Source organism: Syntrophus aciditrophicus SB, from assembly GCF_000013405.1.
In the GTDB taxonomy this organism is placed as follows: Bacteria; Desulfobacterota; Syntrophia; order Syntrophales; family Syntrophaceae; genus Syntrophus; species Syntrophus aciditrophicus.
The window spans coordinates 839,681-857,833 of record NC_007759.1; the positions used below are offsets into that span (position 1 = coordinate 839,681).

The window sequence follows — 18,153 nt, forward strand, 5'->3', positions numbered from 1 at the left end:
AAAGTATGACTTTCAATTTGACATAACCTTCATTTTGCTTTATGAATTCAAAATGATAAGTCGAACGCTAACGGATAAAATACTTTCTCTTGCCCGGCAGTTTCCTGTCGTCTCGATTACCGGTCCCCGGCAATCGGGGAAAACGACCCTTGCCAGAATGGCATTTCCCGATTATACCTACGTCAGCCTGGAAGAACCGGATGAGAAGGATTTTGCCGCAACCGATCCGAAAGGATTCCTCAAACGTTTCACGGGCGGTGTGATTCTGGATGAAATCCAGCGGGCGCCGATGCTTCTCTCCTATATCCAGGTCATTGTGGACAGCGAGGATTTTCCGGGACATTTCATTCTCACGGGATCGCAGCAACTGCCTCTCATGGGCCGGATCAGTCAGACCCTGGCCGGTCGGACGGCCGTTGTTCATCTTTTGCCCTTCAGTCTTGATGAACTGCTGACTCGACCTTCCGCTGATCCCCTCAGCATTGACCGTCTCCCGGCAGCCCGAGAGAAACCTCCTTTCGAGCTGGAAACGATTCTGCATACGGGATTGTATCCCCGCATTCATGACAAGGGACTGATCGCCCGGGATTGGCTTTCTTCTTATTACCAGACGTACGTGGAAAGAGATGTCCGAGATATCTCCAATATCGGCAATCTCGACGCCTTTCAACGGTTTGTCCGGCTCTGTGCCGGGCGATCAGGGCAACTGCTCAATCTCTCTTCACTGGCTGTCGATTGCGGGATTTCCCATACGACAGCGCGGCAATGGATTTCCGTCCTCCAGGCCGGATTCATTCTTCACCTGCTTCCGCCTCATCACGCCAACTTCTCCAAGCGCTTGATCAAAAGCCCGAAACTGTATTTTCTCGACACGGGGCTTCTCTGCTTTCTGCTGAGAATCCGGGAGCCGTCCGACCTCGTGACCCACGCCCTGAGAGGGCCGATTTTCGAGACCTTTGTTTTTTCTGAGCTGTTCAAGGCGTTTGCCCATCGGGGAGAGATACCCCCTCTCTTTTTCTGGCGGGATCGGACAGGTCATGAGGTTGATCTGGTTATCGATGCAGGTCAAAAACTGATTCCTCTGGAGATCAAGTCCGGCCGGACCGTCAATGCCTCGTTTTTTGAGGGTCTCCGTTACTTCTGTGCTCTCGGCTCCCCCGCCTCCGAGACCGGCGTTCTCGTTCACGCCGGCGATGCGACTTATGCGCGGAAGAATTTTATCGTTCTTCCCTGGTTTCTTTAATTTTGGAACCGGCATCATCCTTTGCGCAGAGGTTGAATCATGAACACTCCCGTCTCCGTATTACGGTCATTCAAATGTTCCGCATCTTTATTAAATAAATTTTCAAATACAAAAAAGGATGATAAATAAAAATAATGTTTTCTGCAGTACAGAAACAAACGCTGTAAGATGTCATCTTTAAAAAGGAATGTCCGGCGATGGTCAATTGTCTTCAAGATGTTTTATCACCTGATGATCAGTGTGTATGTGTTTTTACACAGCAGGAGGGATCTCAGAAGAACCTTGTTCTCAATCCTGACGGGATCTCAAAAAGTGGGATATGGAAACTGGATCAGATAAGAATGATGTGGGTGAACAAGGTCGTTGTCTATTACAGGCATGACGGGATAAATGAAATAATTACCGGCCATTGTGAAGGTATCAGCCCTACGATTTTTCGTGATCATTATTGTATAGAGTTTAAAGTAACAAATATTGATCAAACGCTGAATGGCTGGGAAGATTTCTGTAAGGAAGGCACAGAGCCCATACAGTATTACCCGTAAAAATGATCAGGGTCGAAATCAGAAAAAATATTTGATGTGTTTCTTCTTTTATTCATGAGAAATGTCGAATGAAAAATCAGAAATGGACGCCCGGTCGACTCGAGGGTGATTTGCGTTCAGGAAAGGGGATCGTTATGAAAATAATCAGACCCATAATTTTATTGTCGTTTCTTCTCGCCCTGGTCGTTTCCTGGGGATGTTCCAATGATGGTAAAGTGGATGATCAGTTACCCAAACCTTCTCCGCCCGCTGCCGCTTCCTCTGACTGGCTGGAATATGGGAGGAGTAATAAAGGGGATGTTTATTCATACAATAAGACAAGTATAAAACAGAGAACGGCAGATGTGCTTCAGGTATGGGAGAAAAAAATAATTTCAGATAAAAGCAGAGAAGAAGATATTGAATATTACAGGAGCCAGCGACTTTCAACAAAAGGATATGAAAAGCTTTCTTATAAACTTATTTTACAGGAAATAGACTGTAAGAAAAAAACGTATCGTATTTTATCTATTATTGAACATGATACGGATGATCATGTATTGGATAGTCTTTCCTTTGATAAACCGGACTGGGGTTCTATAACTCCTGGTTCCGTAATCGATGCATTACGGGGAAAGGTCTGTAAAAAACAATAACGACGAAGGGAGAGATATGAAAACAGTCAAAATAAAAATTAAACATGGCAACACAGAAGTTGAAATTGAGGGGCCAGAGGACTTTCTTATTAAATTCTTGAACTCCAGGGAATTATTCAAATCCGAACGGGAAGTCGCCAGACCGCAGAAAACGCGTAAAAAGAAACAGTCAGGCTCCAGGTATGATGATATTCTTCACGTTATAAGAAGCGGCAATAGTGAGGGCGTATCTCTCAATACGATCGTCGAAAAAACTAAACTCACCAAACAGCAAATCAATCAGGTCCTGATTAAACTGAAGAAGAACAATGAGGTAAAATCAATCAGCAAAGGGGTCTATGCATTGGTGGGAAGAACAGAAGAGTCGTAAACATCCATTCAAGATCCGGCAGCAGACGATCTGGATTCCGTATATAGTGCGATTTCGACGAAATGGAGTGTCAGCGGAGAAACCGTGATCGTTTAGATGGGGTTATGCAGGAGTGTTCAATCTGTCCGGATAAAAGGATAACGGCGCAGATCCTCCCGGGTCCAGAAAGAAAGGCCGGCCCATGAACCGACGGTTTCGAGGACGATCAGGGCGTCCGGATCATGAAATGTGATATGGCCCGGTCTCCCTGCCTTTTCAAGCGCGTCGAGAAGGCAGGTGTCGAGAAAGCGCTCTTCGTCCTGGCTGGACAGTTTCCCTTTAAACCCGCGCCTTCTCATTCGCACGTAAAAGCTCCTGTCTGCCAGTTCAGGGGCCCATTTCAGGACCACTTCCTTCGCGCGTTTCTCGAATTCTTCGGGTGACTGAAAAGTGAAGGTCGAGGTAACCGGGATCAACCGCGAAAGGAAAGACCAGGAGGCGGGATCTTCCTCCATCCCTTCCCTGAGCTTCTGAAGAAGATTATCAATGTCATCCGTTTTCAGGAGCAGCACATTGAGAAAGGACGTTTTGGCCAGAACCCCGAAACTGCCAAGTTTATCAAAGGCGTCCTTCAAGCCCCGGTCATGGATGTTGATGACGGCATTCCATTCCGGCATAAATCACCTCCGGTGCAGTCGCGGAACCTGTCCGCGGTTCCTTGTATCCATTTCTCTGGAAAAGTGAATATCACAATCCCCACGGCAAGCTTTTTACAGTCCCGATCGGCTCGATTTCGGGGAGGCTATGCCCTCTGACTGGAGGCGTCCCGAATCCTTTTTGCAATGGCTCTCGCGGCAAGTATCCCGCTGGCGGAAGCCTGAAGCAGTCCCCGGGAGACACCCGCTCCGTCGCCGACGATGAATAGGTTGCGCACGCCGGCTTCCATTTCCGGTGAGACATCGATCCTGTGGGAATAGAATTTCACTTCGACCCCGTACAGAAGAGTATGGCGTGAGTAAATCCCCGGTGCAAGTCTGTCCAGCGCCTGAAGCATCTCAAGAATATTGACCAGGTGACGGTAAGGAAGAACAAAACTCAGGTCGCCTGGAGTGGCGTTGGAAAGAGTGGGGCGGGTGAGGCAGCGTGCTATGCGTGACGGTGTGCTGCGCCGACCGGAAAGGAGGTCTCCCAGCCTCTGAACGATCACTCCGTTTCCCAGGAGGTTCGCCAGCCTGGCGATATAGCGCCCGTAACCGATGGGATCATCGAAGGGTTCCGTGAATATGCTGCTTACGAGAATGGCAAAATTCGTGTTCTCGCTTCTGGCCTCCGTATAGCTGTGGCCGTTGACCGCGGCCACGTCACCCGATTCCTCGCATACAACTTCCCCGTAGGGGTTCATGCAGAACGTGCGAACCTTGTCGTCGAAGGTCTTTGAGTAATGGATGAGCTTCGATTCATAGATGACGTCCGTGATGTCCTTGAGGACAATTGCCGGCAGTTCCACCCGGACGCCGATATCGACCGGGCTCGGCCTGTTCTTCAGTCCCAGAAGCTCCGCTTCCCTTTTCATCCATCGTGAACCTGAGCGGCCCGGAGCCGCAAGAACATATCGGCTTCGAATCCTCTGGCCACTGGCGAGCTCCACACCGGAAATCTGTCCGTTTTCCGTCAGGAGCTTCTCGACGGGGGTGCAGGTGCGCACATCCACGCGGCCGGTAAGGGATCGCTGCAGACTCTGCAGAACGACAGAGCAGTTTTCCGTGCCGATATGCCGCACTTGCATGGGCACCAGTTCCAGATCGGCAATCCGTGCCCGGTCGGCAAGATCTTTAACGGCATCTGAAGATCCTCCGTACAATCGGTCGGGGGCGCCATGGGCCACATAGATCGCGTCGGTGTGGGAAAGAAGCTCCCGGAGCGCATTCGGTTCCACGTAATCGTTCAGGAATCCGCCGACTTCAGGGGAAAGCGTCAGCTTGCCGTCACTGTACGCCCCCGCGCCTCCCCAGCCGCAAAGCATATCCTGAGATTTACCCCGCCGGCGATCGCTCAGATCCTTTCCCTTCTCGATCACGAGTACCGGCTCGATCCCCAGATCCGCGAGAGTCAATGCCGCGAAAATTCCCCCCGGTCCGGCTCCGACTATGATAACCTCGTATTCCATGGAAACCCTTCCGCAAATCTGTCCATTGCATGCCATAACTATCCGTCTCCGTGGAGATATTGTCAATAGTTATGGAAATTTTTTCCAGATGAAGATGATTGCACTTCAATGAAGGCGTCAGGCGTGGTAAATAAAGCGGAATGTCAACTTCAGCGGTTTCAGTTTTTTCGCGTTGAGGGCTGGAGTGCTCCTGCCTGCCGGTTTGCGAAACGCAATCCCTGAAACGGCTCATTTTCAGCATTAAAAGAAACAGATAAATCAGGAGAGAATAATCATGAATACCCTTTTTGAAATCGATATTCAGAAATGCAAACGTGATGGAATCTGTGCGGCGGTATGCCCGTTGAAACTGATTACGGTCAGTGAAGAAGACAAACTTCCCGTCCCTATCGATCGAGCGGAAAAACAGTGTATCCGCTGTGGTCATTGTGTGGCCGTCTGCCCTTACGGCGCCCTGTCTCTGAATACAATGAAACCGGAGCAGTGCCTGCCGGTCGACACGACGATGCTGCCCTCCGCGGAACAGGTCAAGTGCTTCCTGACGAACCGGAGATCGATTCGAATCTACAAAAAACAGCCCGTCGATCGGGAAATTCTGGCCGACATCATCGATACGGCCCGCTACGCCCCGACAGCGGTCAATCTGCAGCCGGTAAACTGGCTGGTCATACAGGATGCCGGGGATGTGAATCGCCTGGCCGGTCTGGTCATTGACTGGATGCGGTCGGTCATCAGGGAAGATCCGAAACTGGCGAAAGGCCTGGGGATGGAGCGGTTTGTCTCCGATTGGGAGAAGGGGGAAGATCGGATCTGTCGCGGAGCGCCCCATCTCATCATTACCCATGCTCCGTCAGCCATTGGCGCGTCCCAGAGTTCCTGTATTATCGCCCTGACCTGTATGGAGCTTGCAGCGTTTTCAAAAGGTCTGGGTGCGTGCTGGGCAGGCTTTTTCACGAGAGCCGCCAATGCCTGTCCTTCAATCATGGAGGCGCTCAACCTTCCGGAAGGTCATGAAGTTTTCGGGGCCATGATGATCGGTTATCCTGATGTCCGATATTACCGCATTCCCCTGAGAAAAAAAGCCGCGGTCACCTGGCGGTAGAACAGGGCAGCTAAAAGCGGTCGCGGTTCCGCAGGCGTCCGAGGTCTGCGGGATCCTGCTGCAACAGGAGAGCCCTCCTTCGTGAGCGGCTTTTCTTTGTCAATCTTCTGAATATGGAAAGGGGCAGAAATGGAAAATAATGATCATGGCCCATATTCGAGTTGATGAACTGATGAATCAGGAAGCAACTCATACCCCGGCGTTCTGTCTTCGCGACACACCCTTTGGCCCTGTGGCCGTACTGTGGTCGGTTCATGGAGGCGAACCGAAGATCGGCCGCATCCTGCTGTCCGCTCCGGAAATCTCAGCCGGGCAGGCTGTCCGGGCGCTTTTCCCTCATTCCAGGGGCGCTTCCTGTGAGGAGATCGGCCTGATCCTCGATCAGATCGCGGCTTTTCTGGGCGGCGAGGATTCTCGATTTTCTCTCGACAGCCTTCGCCTTGATCTCTGTACCGCCTTTCAAAAGAGAGTTCTGCTCGCCGATTATGCCATACCCCGGGGCCGGATCAGCACATACGGATTGATTGCGAAACACCTGGATAACCCGAAAGGAGCCCGAGCCGTGGGAACCGCCCTGGCGAACAATCCCTTCCCTCTTGTGGTTCCCTGTCACCGCGCGATCCGTTCCGATGGAAGTCTGGGAGGCTTCCAATACGGTCTGGAAATGAAAAGAAAATTGCTGGAGATGGAAGGGATTGTCTTTCAGGATAAAAATCATGTCGCAACGCAGGATTTCTTCTATCGGGATGAAGCTGGAAGAGTCGGGGAAAAGGAGCATAGCGGAAAACTGATCGTGAATGAGACGCTGAATGCGCAGCAGAGGCACTGGGAAAACACATTTTCTGAAGCAGAAGACCTGTTCGGCATTGAACCCAGTGAGCCGGCGCGGATTGCCGTGGAGCTGTTTCTGAAAGAAGGAAAAAGGAGGATCCTCGAACTGGGGGGAGGGCAGGGCCGGGATGCCCTGTTCTTTGCCAGCCAGGGGTTCCAGGTGGATGTCCTCGATTATTCCGAACAGTCGATAACAACTATTGCGGAAAAGGCCCGGCAAATGGGTTTGTCCGACAAAGTGAAGGCCATCCGGCATGACATCCGGGAGCCGCTTCCCTTTGAAGATGGGATTTTCGATGCCTGCTTTTCGCACATGCTCTACTGTATGGCGTTGACGACTGCTGAACTGGAAAGACTGTCCAGCGAAGTGCGTCGGGTCCTGCGTCCCGCTGGGCTGAACATCTACACGGTTCGTCACACCGGCGATGCGCATTACGGCGCCGGCATCTCCCGGGGCGAGGATCTGTATGAGGTCGGCGGTTTTATCGTCCATTTTTTCACCAGGGAAAAGGTCGAACGACTGGCCGGAGGCTATGATCTGGTCGGCATCGACGAATTCGAAGAAGGCGACCTTCCCCGAAAACTGTTCCGGGTGACCCTGAGAAAGAAGGATTGGGTTTCGGCCTCGTAACTCCAACCGGTTGTTGTCCTGATGCCATATCCGAGCGCACTGTTCGTTGACAGCATGATCGGCCACTCGACGGTCGACATATGCGCGCCTGCGTCGACTTCGTCCTGCCGACTTTATATTATCTCGACCAGCGTGTCGACGTTGATTCAAAGACAGGAAGGGTTGCAGAGCGCAAACGACTGTGCAGCCCCTTCTTTCTTTATCTATGTTCCGGAATTTGATACAAAGAGAAAAAACGCTCACGGAGGAAAAGGAGATGAAGGTTATTGCATTCAACGGCAGTGCTCGCAAAGATGGAAATACCGCCATTCTCATCAATTATGCGTTGAGCGGATTAAAGAAGGAAGGCATTGAAACGGAAACATTCAACTTGAGCGGCAGGACTCTCCGGGGTTGCACCGCCTGCGGAAAATGCTTCGAAACCCGGGATAAACGGTGTGCGGTCAAAGAAGACGTCCTGAACGAGTGCCTCGAGAAGATGGTTGAGGCCGACGGCATTCTGCTGGGATCGCCGACCTATTTCGCCGATGTCAGCGCCGAAATGAAGGCTTTGATCGAGCGAGCCGGTTTTGTCGCCAAGGCAAACGGGGATATGCTCCGGCGCAAGGTGGGCGCCGCGGTCGTTGCTGTCCGTCGGGCGGGCAGCATCCACGCATTCAATACGCTCAACAATTTTTTCCTGATCAGCCAGATGATCATCCCGGGTTCCAACTACTGGAACATGGGAATCGGTCTGGACAAGGGCGATGTGGAATCGGATCAGGAGGGAATTTACACGATGAGGCTGCTGGGTGAAAACATGGCGTGGTTGCTGAAAAAACTGAGGACCTGAGGGATTTGAAAATAGGATCGCATCAGGGAACATGAAGCAAAGAGGTTTTTTCAACAAGAATCTCAGGAGGATAAAAATGAAAAAGCTGCTGTTATTTGTCACGGCGTGGTCTCTATTCATGCTTTCCGCTTGTGTGATGGTTCCCGCGCATCATGGAGAAGGCGTCGTCATCGCGCCCGCTCTGCCGGCTGTTGTTGAACTTACCGACCCTTATTACTTCTACGGCGATTTTCACTATTACTATCACAGCGACCGCTGGTCTTACTCAAAATCAAAGAATGGACCGTGGAAAGATCTGCCGAGGGACCGCTATCCCAGAGAAACCCGCTTCAAGGGCGGGGATGGCCGAGACGGCAGGGATGACAGGAACGACCGGCACGATTACTATCGGCGATAAAAATCATCGTCGCCTGACTGTGTCCAGGGGGAGGGGGACTGACCTGATCAGGAAAAGTTCCTGTCCCTCCTGGTATTCCCATAGAGCTTTCCCCGGCTCAAAACAGCACTGACCTGCCTCAATCCATGAACACACTCGCATTATCTGACTTTCACCGGATCAGCGATGATCCGATCGGTGGTCCTGATCAGGGCTTGATCTTCCGGATTTTCCTGTCCAGCATTTCCCGATGGTAAACCGGGCGCCGATGTCCGGAATTACTGGTCCTCCGCGCGTTTTTTGCGGTAGCGAAGGGCGGCTTCGATGAATCGCTGGAAAAGCGGGTGAGGTTCCGTCGGCCGGGATTTGAATTCCGGATGGAACTGACAGCCGAGGAACCAGGGATGATCCTTGATCTCCACGATTTCAACCAGCCGGCCGTCCGGTGAACGCCCCGTGATGCGCAGTCCGCAGGCCTCCAGACGTTCCTGATAATCCCGGTTGAACTCATAGCGGTGGCGGTGACGCTCCCCGATTTCCACCTCGCCATAGGCCTCACAGGCCAGAGAAGCATCGGACAGGCGGCAGGGGTAGGAACCCAGGCGCATGGAAGCCCCCATTTCCTGAACGGCTTTCTGCTCCGGGAGCAGGTCGATCACCGGATGAGGGGTGTTTTCGTCGAATTCCGAGCTGTTCGCCTTTTCCAGCCCACAGACGTGGCGGGCGAATTCCACAACGGCCATCTGCATCCCCAGACAGATGCCGAAAAAAGGCACCTTGTTTTCCCGTGCATAGCGGATGACCTGAATCATCCCTTCAATGCCCCGATTGCCGAATCCGCCGGGAACCAGGATGCCGTCCACATTTTCCAACTGGTGATTGAGCCCGTCTTTTTCAATCTTTTCCGAATCCACGAAACGCAGGTTGACCTGACAGTCGTTGCCGATGCCTCCGTGCACCAGGGCTTCGTTGAGACTTTTATAGGAATCGGTAAGGTTCACATACTTGCCCACGATGGCGATATTGACCTCATAAGACGGTGACGTGATCTTCTGCACGACATTTTCCCAGGCTTCCAGATGGGGTTGCCCTGTCCAGATGTTGAGCAGATCGACGATCTTCTGATCGAGCCCTTCCCGATGGTAGATCAGCGGCACTTCATAGATGCAGCTCACATCCTTCGCCGTAAAGACGGCGGCCTCTTCCACGTTGCAGAACAGGGCGATCTTGGCTTTGATATCTTCCGACAGGAATTCTTCCGTCCGGCAGAGCAGGATGTCCGGCTGAATTCCGATTTCCCGGAGGGCCTTGACGCTGTGCTGTGTGGGTTTGGTTTTTACTTCTCCGGCGGTTTTGATGAAAGGCACCCAGGTGAGGTGAATGAAGATGGCGTTCTGTTTGCCCACTTCGTTGCGGAACTGACGGATGGCCTCCAGGAAGGGGAGGCTTTCGATATCGCCCACGGTTCCGCCGATTTCTATCAGGGCGACGTCAAAGCCTTCCGAAGACTGGCGGATGTAATCCTTGATCTCGTTCGTGATATGGGGAATCACCTGAACGGTTTTGCCGAGATAGTCCCCGCGCCGTTCCTTGGTGATGACCGAGAAGTAAACCTGGCCGGTCGTCAGGTTGTTGCTTTTTCCCATGCGCGTTGAGGTAAACCTCTCATAATGGCCCAGGTCCAGATCGGTTTCGGCGCCGTCATCAGTGACAAAGACCTCGCCGTGCTGAAAGGGACTCATCGTTCCGGGATCGACATTGATGTAAGGGTCCAGCTTCTGATTGGTCACCCGTAACCCCCGGCACTCCAGTACCGCGGCTATGGATGCCGCAGCCAGTCCTTTGCCCAGGGATGACAGGACGCCTCCGGTAATAAAGATATATTTTGTTCTCATGTGAATTCTTTCTCCTTCTTCGGGTCTGCAATTTTTCCCCGGATATCTTCGACAAGGGTTTCAACCGCCTCGCCCAGCAGGACTTCCATGGGAATCTTTTCCAGATAAGCGTCCTCCCAAGGCAGGTTGTATTCATCGGTCAGATTGCGGATGTCGTTGTATTTGACACCCAGGATATTGATCTTCTTTTTCAGCGGCAGGTTTTCATGGAAAGCGACATGCGCCAGCAGCAGGTTCCGGACGGCGTTTCCTTCGTCCAGCACAGGGAGAATGACAATGGGCATCCTATCGAGTTTTCCCCGCCCGATATAAAGCCTTCGGGTTCGGGCCATGATTTTTTTCGTTCCCATGAGCCGTTTGGAGGTTTCAGCCCGGGAGGTCATCTCCAGGGAGATGCCGCCCCGTTTATGGATGGCGATGGTCGCTTCATCCCCGGGGTTGCCGTCCGCATCGAGATTGTTGATGCCATACAAGGTATAGCCCCGGATCTCGGCGATGGCCGGCTGAATCCGGTTCAATTCCGGAATGGTTTTGCCGACCAGCATCCTTGTGGAGATGTTCAGCTCCTTCAGCAGATTGAAGAGAATGCCGTGAAGCGATTCTTCCTTGCGGCTCGTTCCCACCGTGACCGTCTTTGCCTGATGCCGGATGGCGTCGATGGGACGGGAAAGTTCGTCGATCGCCTGACCCAGGGAGATGTCCAGCAGATCAATGGGAGACAGAAGATCACCGCCGTTCTTGAAATCATGCCGGTAATCCTCAAGCGGAAGCTTGCCGACGACGTATTTCAGGAGGAGAACGATGTCCGAAACTGTTTTGACGCTGGTAAAGGAAAAGGCCCCCTGGTTTCTTCGTTCATGGAATCGGGATGAAAAATCACGGATGAGCCGGCGGAAATCCCGGTCTGCGATCCGCTCATAAAAGGAAGTTTTCCGTTTGTCCTGCTCCACCATGGTGCGATTTATCTGACTGCGGTACGTTTTCAGGAACAGGGCGTCTTCATCGATGCTCATGGCCGCGTAATATCCCCAGAGATGGCCGGCCACGGTATTGAGGATGACAGGAAGAGGCAAGGGGGAGCGGGGAATCCGGATCACGGCGTCGGCAAGACCGTCGAAACGGCCTTCATCCGCGTCGGCGAAAACCGTGACAGCCGCCTTGTGTGCTTTGAAAATGGCCACATCCTTGACGATGTCGCCGAGGACGGCCTCGGGATTGCCGGCGGCGCACACGAGAATCAGGGGTTCCGCCGACAGATCGATGTGCTTCTTGTTTTCCACGATATCCGTGGAGATCGTTTTGTAGCAGAGTTCGCTGAGCTTGATGCGGATCTCATCGGCGGCGGCCTTGTTCGGGCCGCTGCCCACAACGGCCCAGTATGTCTTGCGCTTGGCGAAGCGCTCGACGGCCCGGCGGATATCCTCCTTTTGCGTGAGGACCTGTTCCATTCTGTCCGGAGCCTGTTCGAGTATGGCCAGTTCGGAGGCGATAGCGGCGTCCGGCAGGGTTTTAAGAAACTGGGCGAAGAAGAGAGCCAGGATATGGCCGGCGATAATCTGGGAGTAGAATGCTTTCGTGGAGGCCACAGACATCTCGATGTCCCGCCCGTCGCTCGTATAGAAAACTCCCTGGGCCTTTGTGGTGATATCCGACTGGCGGCGGTTGACGATAGCCAGAACCGTCGCTCCCCGCTGCGCCGCCATGGCCACCGCGCGGTTGGTGTCTGTTGTGGTTCCCGACTGGGTAATGGGAATGACGAGCGTGTCGCTCAGATCGTCATGAAGGCAGAAGCCGCTGAGTTCCGAGGCAATCCGTGCCTCCACGGTCAGGGGCGCATCCTTCAGGTATCGCTCCAGGGCGTCCGCAACGGCGGAACCGGCGACCGCCGCTGTGCCGTGGCCGACGACCAGAATCCGGCGGATCGTCCCCTCGCGGATATCCGTTTTCAATTTTTCCGGCAGAACGTCGGATCCGAGATTGAATGTGACCTGCTTCTTGCCGCCGGCGTCTTCGCTTATCCGATATCTCCCCCGGAGGGTCTTTCTGACGGAGAGGGCGGACTCTGTAATTTCCTTCAGGAAGTAGTGGGGATATGTTCCCCGGTCGATGTCCCTGGTGGTGATTTCCGCCTGTTGCACCTGCCGGTCGGTCAGCATGAGGGGAGTCCCATCGTAGAAAAACGCCGAAATTCCCGAAATGCCCCCCGCTCCGTTCTCGTCGAGGATGAAGATCTGTCCTGTCTTCTCTCCTTCAGAATCTTCGGATTCTAGGGGAGTCTTTTCACCATCCATTTTAACGAACCTGGAGGTGCCTTCCACGAGTCCGTACAGTTCCGAGGCGAATATGTATGAATCCGGGGCAATGCCGACGTAAATGGTCTGACCGCTGCCCTTCAGGGCGAGGAACACCTTTTCGGGCGCCAGATTGCTGACCATGGCAATGGCGTGGGAGCCCTCGAAATCGCTGACGGCAAGGCGAAAGGCTTCCTGCAGGTCATGGCCGCTCAGAAGGTATTTTTCGATCTGCAGGGGGATGATCTTGGTGTCGGTGGTGACTTCCCGGGGAATGACCTCCCGCTCCGCCTCCAACGCCGTGCGGAGGGCAGCATAATTGTCAATGTCGCCGTTCAGGACTACGGAGATCAACCAGTTGCCCTTTCCGTAACAGGGATAATCCCGGCATGCCGCAGGCAATTCTCCATGACTCAGATCCGTTTTCGAGGTCAGCGTGAAATTATTTACAGGGTGGCAGTTGTCATCCGTGATGGAGCCGACGGATGCCCAGCGGGTGTGGGCAAAAGCGGTTTCAAAACCGGTCTCCAGCCGGGCGAATTCATGAAACAGGGCATCGCCGGCGATGCCCTCTCTCAGTTCCCGGACATTACGTCCCAGTTCACCGATGATGGCCGAGGTCTTGTAGGTGAAGGTGATTGTGGTTTCTCCACGGCTTTCCTTTTTTTCTTCCCTCTTTTTGAAAGATATCCCGATTGAGCCGTTGAGCCAGTCCCCCGGCTGAATGCGTCGTAGAAATTCGTCGTAGAGGGAATTTGTCCTGAGGAATGCAACCGCGTTTTCAAAAGCCTGCTCGTCGGCCAGGGTGAAGGAAATCTGGATGCCTGCAGAATCCCGTCCCCGGACTTCCAGGCGGTCCAGGCAGTTCAGGAGATAATTGAGTTTCCGATATTTGCGGAAGGCTTCCCGGGATACTCCGTTTCCGTGCCGGTTGCAGGCGAGGGAGGCGATCCGGCCGATATTGTTCAGGATGTCCTTATCCAGCGCCCAGAGGATGTCTTTCAGCATGACCAGGCGGCTGTTGATGCTTTCCAGATCGAGAGTCGTGAAATGGCCGGCCGATTGTTCCAGCATGGATTCCTCTGCGGCAAGGAAGTTCTGCAGGAAGTGAATCTGTTCACGAAGCGCGGCGGTTTCCTTTTCTGAAAAGAAGAGATGTTCCGCGGCGGCGTCCTGCTTGAGGTCCAGCAGGGCGTTGCCCAGACTGTCCAGGTGGCGGCTGCCGCCGAGATACGAGTCGAGCGGAATCGATCCGGAATTCAGCGCCTGGATGTTTTGTTCTTTCATAGGCTGGAGCCCCTCCAGGATGCGCCGGATTGCCGCCTGGATGTCATCGGGCGCCATGGAGGCCCCCTTCACGGTAAGAATGCCGGCAAGGCCGCAGCAGAGCGTAGCGGGTTCCAGAGGAAAGAGGATGATCGCGGGGCCCTGAACCTTCTGCGGCGGGCAGCCGATGAGTATCCGTGTATTTCGTATCAGCGAACGAAACGATTTCGTCCAGAATTTCAATTTTTCGGAGGCGATCATGGGGCTTCTCTTATTTTTATTAAAGATACCATGCCTTCAGATACAGGAGAGTGAAGATGGATGTTAAACTGTTCAGGACTTTTCTCCCGATGCGGGTGTACTGTCCGGGGATAAACTTCCCCGGCTTTTCATGCTGGAGGCCGATCTCTCGAGACCAGGTGCAGAGGGGCTGGGATGGGATGCGTCAGGGCTTCGGAGAGTCCAGCCCCAGTTTAGCCATTTTTTTCTGGAAAGTGTTCCGGTTGATTCCCAGATAGGCGGCTGCGGCGCTTTTCACGTTATTGTTGCGTTGTAAAGCGATCCGGTAAAGACCCCGATCCACCATGGTCATGATGTCGTCGTAAAGCGTGCTCCGGTCCGAATCCGTGGAATGCAGAACCGTTGCGATATCTTCAAGCTGCTTCTGAAGAATTCTTTCAAGAACGAAAGCGGGTGAGGAAGGCACATCCTTATCGCCCTCTACGTCAATGTTTCGTTCCGCAACAATGTTTCGGCGATCAACGATATAATTCATGAAAAGATTTGTCTCCTTTCTGGACCGGTAATCCCTATTCCATATCAAAGCGCGCTCCGCGGGCTTCGTTATCGGTTTCTCGATGGTCGACTTATGCGCCTGCGCTGCCTGGGGCTTGCGGCCTGAAGATCTTACCCAACCCGGAATTGGAATGAGCAGCAATCGCGTCAAAAAAATAATTTGATAATGATCAGTGCCAGCATAACCAACGCGGCTATCCAGAACTTGATCAGTTCGGAACTGTTAACCTGGGGTGAATCGATCTGCCGGCGGACTTCCTCTTCTATTTTTTCCTCATCGACGCGTTCGGCAATGTCCTGAATAAGGTGCGAAAAATTCTCATAGGAATTGGAAATACTCACGAATCCTTTCGCTGTGGTTAACAGGAGATAGGTTCGTGAACGAAGAACAAGGGCGCCGACGTTGGTAATCTCATGCCAACCCAGTTCTTTTTTCCGCAAAAACTTTTCCAGCCGGACCCCCCGGGCATCAAGAACAACCCTTCGAGACCAGAGTTCGCATGACACATAGAGGGAGGGAATTAAAAAAACGGCCAGAACGATCCTCTCCGGGGATGATCCCCCGACGAGAAAGGAAAGAACAAAAAGAACGCACAGCAGGAAGACGTCAATGCCGAATGAAATGGCAATAAGTTTCCTGATCCCGTAAATTTTGTTTTCCATGAATGGACCCCTTGAGAGACTCTCAAATCAAGAATGACAGGAAAACTTCTGCTGAATTGCTGAATGACGATGCCTCATGAGCCGGAACGGCCGGGAGGGAATGAAACGGATCGATCGAAGGTTCCACTCCTGCCGCCTTTTTTGGACTGGAGGAAGATTTCCGAAATGACCATTCCCCGGTCAACGGCTTTACACATGTCATAAATTGTCAGCGCGGCAACACTGACCGCAGTCAGGGCTTCCATTTCCACCCCGGTCCTGCCGATGGTTGTGGACCGGGCCTCAAGGGTTATTTCACCGCGTTCCGCGTTGCTGCTGAAGAAAACATCAACACTGGTCAACATCAGGGGATGACAGAGGGGAATCAGTTCCCACGTCTTTTTGGCGGCCATGATGCCGGCAAGCCTGGCGGCGCTGAAAACATCGCCTTTGGTAAGACCGCCCTCCTGAATCAGACGGACCGTTGCGGGCTGCATCCGGACTGTTCCGCAGGCCACCGCTTCACGGATTGTCTCATCCTTGGCGGTTACATCCACCATCTTGGCCTGGCCCTGGTCGTCAAGATGGGAAAGACCTGTTTTCCCCGTATCGTTTTTCATAATTTTCTAATCTCTCACAGGAAATTACGCTAAGGCAGCATTTTGCGGGTCTGTTTTTCAAAAAATCGCGGGAACTCTAACACAGGCATATTTTTTCGTCAAGACGGCAAATTTTCGACGTTGAAGATAGAAATTTCTTGCGGGAACTCTCCTTGTTAGATAAGTTTTCGCCGATTTTTATCAGAAGTATCGGAGGGAAAATTTCTGCAGGGGACCATTAAGGATCGAGTGCGGGTTCATGAGGCGTGTCATCCGTGTTTCATGAAAAACAAAGTGAATGATTCCAGGAGGATGAACTATGATGGTCAAGGTGAGCAGTGCCACGCTGATAGGAATTGATTCCTATCCGGTGGTTGTTGAAGTGGATGTTGCCAGCGGTCTGCCGCAGTTTTCTACGGTCGGTCTGCCCGACACGGCGGTAAGAGAGAGTAAGGATCGGATCCGGGCGGCCATTCGGAATTCGGGCTACAGCTTTCCGCGGAATCATGTGACCGTGAATCTTGCTCCCGCGGATATCCGGAAGGAAGGGACAGGATTCGATCTGCCGATTGCGCTGGCCATTCTGACCGCGGAAGGCATCGTCCGGGGAGAAAGTGCGAAGGAATTCATGCTCATGGGGGAACTGTCCCTGGATGGGGCCGTGAAAGGGGTAAACGGCGTTCTTTCCGCGGCTCAGCTTGCCAGGGATTTGAATTTCAGGGGGCTGGTCGTTCCTGCGGAAAATGCGTCCGAAGCAGCCATGGTCAAAGGGATAGATGTCATCGCAATTGAAACGCTTCCGGAAATTGTGGAGTATTTTAACGGGATCCGTGAGATCCATCCCGCGGGAACCGACAGCGACAGCATCTGGGAAAAGGCGTCTCCAGCGGGTCGGGATTTCCTTGAAATCCGCGGTCAGGATCAGGCAAAGCGGGCGTTGGAGGTTGCCGCGGCCGGAGGGCACAATCTCCTGATGATCGGTTCTCCTGGTTCGGGAAAAACCATGCTGGCGCAGCGACTTCCCTCCATTCTTCCTCCGCTGACCTTTGAGGAAGCGGTGGAAATTACGAAAATTTATTCTGTCGCCGGACTGCTGGACAGGGAAGAGGTCCTTGTTGGATCGCGTCCCTTCCGGGCGCCTCATCACACCATTTCGGATGCCGGTATGGTCGGCGGTGGGCAAACTCCGAAGCCTGGAGAGATCAGCCTCGCTCATTATGGGGTGCTGTTTCTGGATGAACTGCCGGAGTTCCGTAAAAATACGCTGGAGGCCCTGAGGCAGCCTCTGGAAAACGGTGCGGTGACCATTACCCGGGCGTCGATTACCGCCTCTTTTCCCGCGCGATTCATGCTGGTCGCGGCGATGAATCCCTGCCCCTGTGGCTATCATGGCGATCCCGCCCGTTCATGTCGCTGTACGCCCCGGCAGATCCGACAGTATCAGGCCCGCTTGTCCGGCCCACTACTGGACCGAATTGACATTCACATCCTTGTCCCATCGGTCGGATATCGGGAATTGACCGGGCCTTACAACGGAGAGTCTTCCGAGGTCATTGGCCGAAGGGTTTTACGGGCCAGGAAAAAACAGCAGGAACGGATGGCCGGTTCTGAGGCGTTGTGCAACGCCCGATTGCCGGATCGACAGATTTCTGAATTCTGCCCCCTGGATAACGATTCCCATCGGTTGATTGAAATGGCGATGGAGCGGCTGGGGCTCAGCGCCCGGGCGTTCACCCGGATAGTGAAGGTTGCCCGCACCATCGCGGATCTCGAAGATTGTGAAGCGATTTCGGCCTGCCATGTCGCGGAGGCGATTTCATACCGCAGTCTGGATTCCTATCGGGTATAAGTGATAAAAGAGCGATAAATACCGTTTGACAAAAGAGAGTAAAATTTTATTATGCAATTCGTTGTCTGGATGAAGCCTTGAATTTTCCGGCTTTTGGAAACACGC

The 18,153-nt window shown here is 53.1% G+C and carries 15 protein-coding genes; 8 read left to right on the forward strand and 7 right to left on the reverse strand.

Annotation, left to right across the window (positions count from 1 at the left end; all coding sequences use genetic code 11):
• The first annotated feature begins 52 nt into the window (after window positions 1-52).
• From SYN_RS03885 to SYN_RS03900, 3 genes are all read left to right on the forward strand, one after another.
• On the forward strand, window positions 53-1,243 hold the full coding sequence (locus SYN_RS03885) for an ATP-binding protein (RefSeq protein WP_041585353.1): 1,191 nt from the start codon (window positions 53-55) through the stop codon (window positions 1,241-1,243).
• Window positions 1,244-1,856: 613 nt separating this feature from the next.
• Complete coding sequence (locus tag SYN_RS03895) at window positions 1,857-2,423, forward strand: surface-adhesin E family protein (RefSeq protein ID WP_011416733.1); 567 nt, start codon at window positions 1,857-1,859, stop codon at window positions 2,421-2,423.
• Between the two features lie 16 nt (window positions 2,424-2,439).
• Window positions 2,440-2,793, forward strand: coding sequence for a hypothetical protein (locus SYN_RS03900; RefSeq protein ID WP_041584690.1), 354 nt, complete (start codon window positions 2,440-2,442; stop codon window positions 2,791-2,793).
• Window positions 2,794-2,909: 116 nt separating this feature from the next.
• Here the strand turns inward: SYN_RS03900 and SYN_RS03905 are convergent, their stop codons facing one another.
• Together SYN_RS03905 and SYN_RS03910 are read right to left on the reverse strand one after the other, a co-directional pair.
• Window positions 2,910-3,449: a THUMP domain-containing protein gene (locus SYN_RS03905; protein WP_011416735.1), complete on the reverse strand. Its 540-nt coding sequence runs from the start codon at window positions 3,447-3,449 to the stop codon at window positions 2,910-2,912.
• Between the two features lie 125 nt (window positions 3,450-3,574).
• Window positions 3,575-4,939 (reverse strand): NAD(P)/FAD-dependent oxidoreductase, encoded by a 1,365-nt coding sequence (locus SYN_RS03910; protein WP_041585354.1) that lies wholly within the window; start codon window positions 4,937-4,939, stop codon window positions 3,575-3,577.
• 274 nt (window positions 4,940-5,213) lie between these two features.
• On the opposite strand from SYN_RS03910, the gene SYN_RS03915 reads away from it, so the two are divergent.
• From SYN_RS03915 to SYN_RS03930, 4 genes are all read left to right on the forward strand, one after another.
• On the forward strand, window positions 5,214-6,041 hold the full coding sequence (locus SYN_RS03915) for a nitroreductase family protein (protein WP_011416737.1): 828 nt from the start codon (window positions 5,214-5,216) through the stop codon (window positions 6,039-6,041).
• A gap of 145 nt (window positions 6,042-6,186) precedes the next feature.
• Window positions 6,187-7,503, forward strand: coding sequence for a methylated-DNA--[protein]-cysteine S-methyltransferase (locus tag SYN_RS16725; RefSeq protein WP_158302913.1), 1,317 nt, complete (start codon window positions 6,187-6,189; stop codon window positions 7,501-7,503).
• Window positions 7,504-7,759: 256 nt separating this feature from the next.
• A complete protein-coding gene (locus SYN_RS03925; RefSeq protein ID WP_041585356.1) occupies window positions 7,760-8,335 on the forward strand; it encodes a flavodoxin family protein in 576 nt (191 codons plus the stop codon).
• 76 nt (window positions 8,336-8,411) lie between these two features.
• Entirely contained in the window at window positions 8,412-8,732 is a 321-nt protein-coding gene (locus tag SYN_RS03930; protein WP_041584691.1) for a hypothetical protein, read from the forward strand.
• A 257-nt stretch (window positions 8,733-8,989) separates the two neighbouring features.
• Here the strand turns inward: SYN_RS03930 and SYN_RS03935 are convergent, their stop codons facing one another.
• The 5 genes from SYN_RS03935 to moaC all read right to left on the reverse strand — a co-directional run bounded on the left by SYN_RS03935 (window position 8,990) and on the right by moaC (window position 16,220).
• Window positions 8,990-10,606, reverse strand: a complete 1,617-nt coding sequence (locus SYN_RS03935) for a CTP synthase (protein WP_011416741.1) — start codon at window positions 10,604-10,606, stop codon at window positions 8,990-8,992.
• Complete coding sequence (locus SYN_RS03940) at window positions 10,603-14,424, reverse strand: SIS domain-containing protein (RefSeq protein ID WP_011416742.1); 3,822 nt, start codon at window positions 14,422-14,424, stop codon at window positions 10,603-10,605. The genes SYN_RS03935 and SYN_RS03940 overlap by 4 nt, the downstream gene beginning before the upstream one ends.
• A 184-nt stretch (window positions 14,425-14,608) precedes the next feature.
• Window positions 14,609-14,938: a helix-turn-helix domain-containing protein gene (locus SYN_RS03945; protein WP_049749894.1), complete on the reverse strand. Its 330-nt coding sequence runs from the start codon at window positions 14,936-14,938 to the stop codon at window positions 14,609-14,611.
• 167 nt (window positions 14,939-15,105) lie between these two features.
• Complete coding sequence (locus SYN_RS03950) at window positions 15,106-15,621, reverse strand: hypothetical protein (protein WP_011416744.1); 516 nt, start codon at window positions 15,619-15,621, stop codon at window positions 15,106-15,108.
• A gap of 74 nt (window positions 15,622-15,695) precedes the next feature.
• Complete coding sequence (gene moaC, locus SYN_RS03955; RefSeq protein ID WP_011416745.1) at window positions 15,696-16,220, reverse strand: cyclic pyranopterin monophosphate synthase MoaC; 525 nt, start codon at window positions 16,218-16,220, stop codon at window positions 15,696-15,698.
• Between the two features lie 298 nt (window positions 16,221-16,518).
• Between moaC and SYN_RS03960 the strand changes: the two genes are divergently transcribed.
• Window positions 16,519-18,048 (forward strand): YifB family Mg chelatase-like AAA ATPase, encoded by a 1,530-nt coding sequence (locus SYN_RS03960; protein ID WP_011416746.1) that lies wholly within the window; start codon window positions 16,519-16,521, stop codon window positions 18,046-18,048.
• Window positions 18,049-18,153: the final 105 nt, after the last annotated feature.

Coding starts and splice junctions, on each gene's coding strand:
- SYN_RS03885 (WP_041585353.1), top strand. CDS start 53: ATGATAAGTCGAACGCTAACGGATAAAATACTTTCTCTTGCCCGGCAG.
- SYN_RS03895 (WP_011416733.1), top strand. CDS start 1,857: ATGAAAAATCAGAAATGGACGCCCGGTCGACTCGAGGGTGATTTGCGT.
- SYN_RS03900 (WP_041584690.1), top strand. CDS start 2,440: ATGAAAACAGTCAAAATAAAAATTAAACATGGCAACACAGAAGTTGAA.
- SYN_RS03905 (WP_011416735.1), bottom strand. CDS start 3,449: ATGCCGGAATGGAATGCCGTCATCAACATCCATGACCGGGGCTTGAAG.
- SYN_RS03910 (WP_041585354.1), bottom strand. CDS start 4,939: ATGGAATACGAGGTTATCATAGTCGGAGCCGGACCGGGGGGAATTTTC.
- SYN_RS03915 (WP_011416737.1), top strand. CDS start 5,214: ATGAATACCCTTTTTGAAATCGATATTCAGAAATGCAAACGTGATGGA.
- SYN_RS16725 (WP_158302913.1), top strand. CDS start 6,187: ATGGCCCATATTCGAGTTGATGAACTGATGAATCAGGAAGCAACTCAT.
- SYN_RS03925 (WP_041585356.1), top strand. CDS start 7,760: ATGAAGGTTATTGCATTCAACGGCAGTGCTCGCAAAGATGGAAATACC.
- SYN_RS03930 (WP_041584691.1), top strand. CDS start 8,412: ATGAAAAAGCTGCTGTTATTTGTCACGGCGTGGTCTCTATTCATGCTT.
- SYN_RS03935 (WP_011416741.1), bottom strand. CDS start 10,606: ATGAGAACAAAATATATCTTTATTACCGGAGGCGTCCTGTCATCCCTG.
- SYN_RS03940 (WP_011416742.1), bottom strand. CDS start 14,424: ATGATCGCCTCCGAAAAATTGAAATTCTGGACGAAATCGTTTCGTTCG.
- SYN_RS03945 (WP_049749894.1), bottom strand. CDS start 14,938: ATGAATTATATCGTTGATCGCCGAAACATTGTTGCGGAACGAAACATT.
- SYN_RS03950 (WP_011416744.1), bottom strand. CDS start 15,621: ATGGAAAACAAAATTTACGGGATCAGGAAACTTATTGCCATTTCATTC.
- moaC (WP_011416745.1), bottom strand. CDS start 16,220: ATGAAAAACGATACGGGGAAAACAGGTCTTTCCCATCTTGACGACCAG.
- SYN_RS03960 (WP_011416746.1), top strand. CDS start 16,519: ATGATGGTCAAGGTGAGCAGTGCCACGCTGATAGGAATTGATTCCTAT.